Origin of the sequence: Mycobacterium sp. (assembly GCF_035603715.1) — a bacterium.
In the GTDB taxonomy this organism is placed as follows: Bacteria; Actinomycetota; Actinomycetes; order Mycobacteriales; family Mycobacteriaceae; genus Mycobacterium.
The window spans coordinates 1-4,092 of sequence record NZ_DATNJW010000693.1 but is presented as its reverse complement, the minus strand read 5'-3'; the positions used below and the strand labels follow the sequence as shown (position 1 = coordinate 4,092).

General features: G+C 64.6%; 4 protein-coding genes. All 4 read right to left on the bottom strand.

All coding sequences use genetic code 11. From position 1 onward, the window contains the following. The coding region (locus VN856_RS27915; RefSeq protein ID WP_325695333.1) for a PE-PPE domain-containing protein at positions 1–690 on the bottom strand (690 nt) is incomplete at its 3' end. A gap of 69 nt (positions 691–759) precedes the next feature. Further along, positions 760–2,295, bottom strand: a complete 1,536-nt coding sequence (locus VN856_RS27910; RefSeq protein WP_325695331.1) for a PE-PPE domain-containing protein — start codon at positions 2,293–2,295, stop codon at positions 760–762. A gap of 326 nt (positions 2,296–2,621) precedes the next feature. After that, a complete protein-coding gene (locus VN856_RS27905; RefSeq protein WP_325695329.1) occupies positions 2,622–3,443 on the bottom strand; it encodes a tyrosine-protein phosphatase in 822 nt (273 codons plus the stop codon). A gap of 1 nt (position 3,444) precedes the next feature. Further along, on the bottom strand, positions 3,445–4,092 hold a 648-nt coding region (locus VN856_RS27900; protein ID WP_325695327.1), incomplete at its 5' end, for an acyl-CoA dehydrogenase family protein.

Sequence of the window (4,092 nt, the reverse complement as noted above, 5' to 3'; positions counted from 1 at the left end):
CAGGTCCGAGTAGGTGCCGTGCACGAAGTAGACGCCCAGTAGCGCGTTCAGGTCGGAGAGCGGATCGATTGGATACTGCGGGAAGTCGGCGAAGCCGTCGTATTCCTGCGTGAAGATGTCGGTCGGATAGAGGTCCGGCGTAGCGCCGTTGAAGGTGATGCCTACGCTCGGGATGCTCAGGCCGTCGAAGCGTTCGAAGAGGCCCCCGGCGGGGTTGTTCGGGTCGCCGGTCAGCACGAAGGCCAGTTGATCGAGGCTGGGTTGCTCGTTGGCGGGTAGTGCCGAGAGGGCGGCCATCTCCATCGACGAGATCGTGGAACTCTGCGAATCACCGTAGACGACAACGCTGTTGCCGTTCAGGGTCTGCGACAGGATCGCGTTGTTGAGGATCGTGACGCCCTGCGCCTCGGACGGGTCCAGTTCCAAGCTCTGGACCGGGGTGTACAGCGGGGAGTTGCCCTCGGGTGTGGCCAGTGCTTGCGGCGCGTAGTCCCCATAGCCGTTGGGAGCCAGGAACAACTGCTCGACGGTGTCGACGAAGTTCTGGTCAGGTATCGGCTCGCCGCTGCCGCCGATGACGTAGGCGATGTTGTCGGCGTAGGCCTGCGTTGCCGAACTCAGCCCCACTAAGCCGACTCCGGCACCTGCCAGCAAGCCAATGCCCAGCCGCCGCAACGAGTTTCCCGTCATGAGACCTCCTCGCTAAAGAAGGCGCCGCACCGCGTGAGCGGTAGCGGCGCCTTCCTGTCCAACCCTTTTCTAGAACAGACCCGTGAACGCGTCCTGAATTTGCGCCACCGCGCTCTGGATGACTTCCAGCTCGAAGCCACCGGCCAGTGTGAACAGTGCGGTGTCGGCCGCGACCGGCAAGCCCAGTGCGTCGGCGAAGTCGCCGGTAGCGATGTTCGCCGAGAACAGCGAGAGGTCGTAGGCCGGCAGGCTGGTCACCAACGCGTTGATGATGTCGGCTGTCGGCAGCAACGCGGAGTACGCCGCGGACGAGGCGGTGGTGATCGCGTTGACGAAGTCGGTCAGCGACGCCGCGGGGTTGGCCAGGTCGGCCTGCAGTGCGGCTATCACCTCGGCCGCGCTCTGCCCTGCCGCCGCCACGTTGGACGTGTACGGGTCGGTGTCAGTCGACAGGTTCTGGATGCCCTGCTCGGTGAGGGTGGACAGCTGGTTGAAGACGTCCGACATGCTCACGTTGGGGAACAGTGCGAACGGAGTGTTGACGTCCGCCGGGCCGTCCGCCCAGCCCTGTGAACCGTCGCCGTAGCCCAGGTTGATCAGGTACGTCAGGTCCGGCCCGAGGAGTTCCTGCAACGGCTTCGGCAGCAGCGCGACAAGCGGCGCGGTGATCTCGTTACCCGCAGTGGAGTCGGTTCCGTCGAGAGTGGTGATCATGTAGTAGTTGGTCGCGGTGTCAGCCCCGGAGACTGGTAGGGGTGTCGCGTTGTTGATGTCGCCGAGCGACGGGCCGCTTCCGAGCCCGTCGGTACCCTCACCGCCGTTCAAATAGGTGCCATGCAGCGTCTCAATACCCAAAAACGCATTGAGGTCGGACAAGAAGTTGATCGGGTACTTCGGGAAGTCGGCGAAACCGTCGTATTCGATCGTGTAGATCTGAGTGGCGTATTCGCTGGAGGGGGTGGCGCCGTCGAAGGAGATCCCCAGGCTTGGAAGGTTTAGCGGGTCGGACACCGCGGGCCCCGATGACGGCGTGAAACCGTCAAAGCGCGAGAGCAATCCACCGTTCGGCACTGTCTCGTCGGCAACGAGGAGGAAGTTCACGTCGTTCTTGGGAATACCCGCGTCTGTCAGCTGCTGCATGACGAGGCCAGAGATCACGGAACTCTGGGAGTAGCCGAACACTGTGGCTGTGTTGCCGTTGGCGATCTCGGACTCGATGGTGTTCGCCAGAATGGTGTCGCCCTGGCCAACCGAGGTGCTTTGGTCCGGGAAACCGTCGGCGCCGGAGGGGTAGTTGAACTGCAGCGTGTGCACACCAGTCAGCGGGTAGAGGCCCTCCGGGGTGAACAGGCCTTCGCCGAAGGGGTTCTCCGGGGTGGCCTGGTAGAAGGTGATGCCTTCGCCGTAGGTCGGGAACAGGTAATGCCCTGCGGCGGACTCCACGTAGTCCATACCGGGGATGGGCGTGCCACTGCCGCCGAGGACCAGGCCGATGTCGTCGGCATGCGCGGAAGCCGAGTTCAGCATCGCGGCCAAGCTGAGAAAACCTGCGCCGGCGGTGGTGACCATTCCCAGACCCATCAGACGAAGCGTGCGACCTGACATTGTGCGACCTTTCGGGACCGTGAACTGGTGGTCGCCAGGGTCTGAGTCGGCTCCGGCGCCGCGGGTATTCAACGTATGTTCTACTCCATTAATGCTTCAGCGTCTAAGAAATACACAGGTTTTCGTTGGCGAAAATTAAGTTTCACCTCCAGAACACTGAAAGAATCCCGCGCCCCTCGGAAATCCCGGCAGTCACTAGCTCCGGGCGGTGCCGCATTTTGGAAACGAGCGCACGGGCGGTATCACACGCGGTGATATCGGCCCTACGTTTTGAGAAGCGCACCGGGCCCAGGCTCTGGTGCCGGTGTTGCGAGAGTGAGAGTGAGTCAGCCCAGCAGTGCGTCGCGCAATCGCGTCACGTCGGCTGTCGTGATGCCCGCGCTGCGGAAGTAGCCGTCCAGCGAGCCGAAGTTGTCGTCGATAGTCCGGCGCGCGGCGTCGAGGTACTCCGCGCGGACGCCGAGAACCTCTTCGGACAGCCGGGCCTCGGTGATCGAGATCAACTCCGGTGTCATGTCGACGTCGGCCCGCTCACGGATCGCGTTCAGGATCCGCTCCCGTAACAGCGGGACGGCCCGGTTGCTTTGCAGGAAGTCGGTCACGATGGCGTCGCGGTCGACACCAGCGGCCTCCAGCACCAGCGCGACCGTGAAGCCGGTGCGGTCCTTGCCGGCGAAACAGTGTGCGAGCACCGTGCGACCGTCCGCCAAAAGGTTCACGACGCGATGCAGTGCCTGCTGCGCTCCGGGGTAGGTGGGGAACCTGCTGTACTCGTCGACCATGTAGCGAGTAGCGGCGTCGCTGACCGGCTCGTCGTCGGGCTTGTCTTCCAGCAGCCGCTTGAACGCGTGCTCGTGGGGTGCTTCGCCGTCCGGGTTGGCCTCGTCGGGCGGGAGGTCCGGGATGGGCAACAGGTGTATGTCGACACCGTCCGGCACCAGGCCGGGGCCGTGGCGCAATACCTCACTGCGCGAACGCAAATCGGCGACATCGGTAACACCCAAACGGCGTAACTCGCTGCGTCCTTCCTCGCCCAGCTCGCTCAGCTCGCCGGACCGGAAGAGCCGACCGGGCCGCAGTACGCCGGTGGTGTCGGCGACGTCGCGAAAGTTCCAGGCCCCCTGCAGATCTCGTACGTCGGTTGCCACCTTAGGTGACCGCCGCAGCGAAAGCGCTTTTCTCCCGGCCGATCTCAGCGCGCGCGATCGACCGCATGTGCACCTCGTCGGGTCCGTCGAAGATGCGCATCGCACGCTGCCAGGCGTACATCCGGGCCAGTACCGTGTCCTCGCTGACACCGGCAGCCCCGTGCACCTGGATGGCGCGGTCGATGACATTGCAGGCCATCTGGGGCGCCACCGCCTTGATTTGAGAGACCAGCAGGTGGGCGGCCCGGTTGCCGTGCTGGTCGATCGTCCACGCGGCCTTCTCGCACAGCAGCCTGGCCTGGTCGATCTCGTTGCGTGACTGGGCAATTGCCTGCTGCACCAGACCTTGGTCGGCCAGCGGGCGGCCGAAGGCGATCCGGGTGTTGGCCCGGTTCACCATCAGCGCCAGCGCACGTTCGGCGCCGCCCAGCGCGCGCATGCAGTGGTGGATGCGACCCGGCCCGAGCCGGGCCTGGGCGATCGCGAAGCCGGAGCCCTCTTCGCCGAGCAGGTTGGTGGCCGGCACCCGGACGTTGTCATAGATGATCTCGCAGTGCCCAGGCTGGTCGTGGTACCCGAAGACCGTAGTGGAACGCACGACGGTCACGCCCGGGGTGTCGATCGGCACCAGGACCATCGACTGCTGCTG

Bases quoted from the DNA above. Each gene is read 5' to 3' on its own strand.
- VN856_RS27910 (WP_325695331.1), bottom strand. From the start codon at position 2,295: ATGTCAGGTCGCACGCTTCGTCTGATGGGTCTGGGAATGGTCACCACC.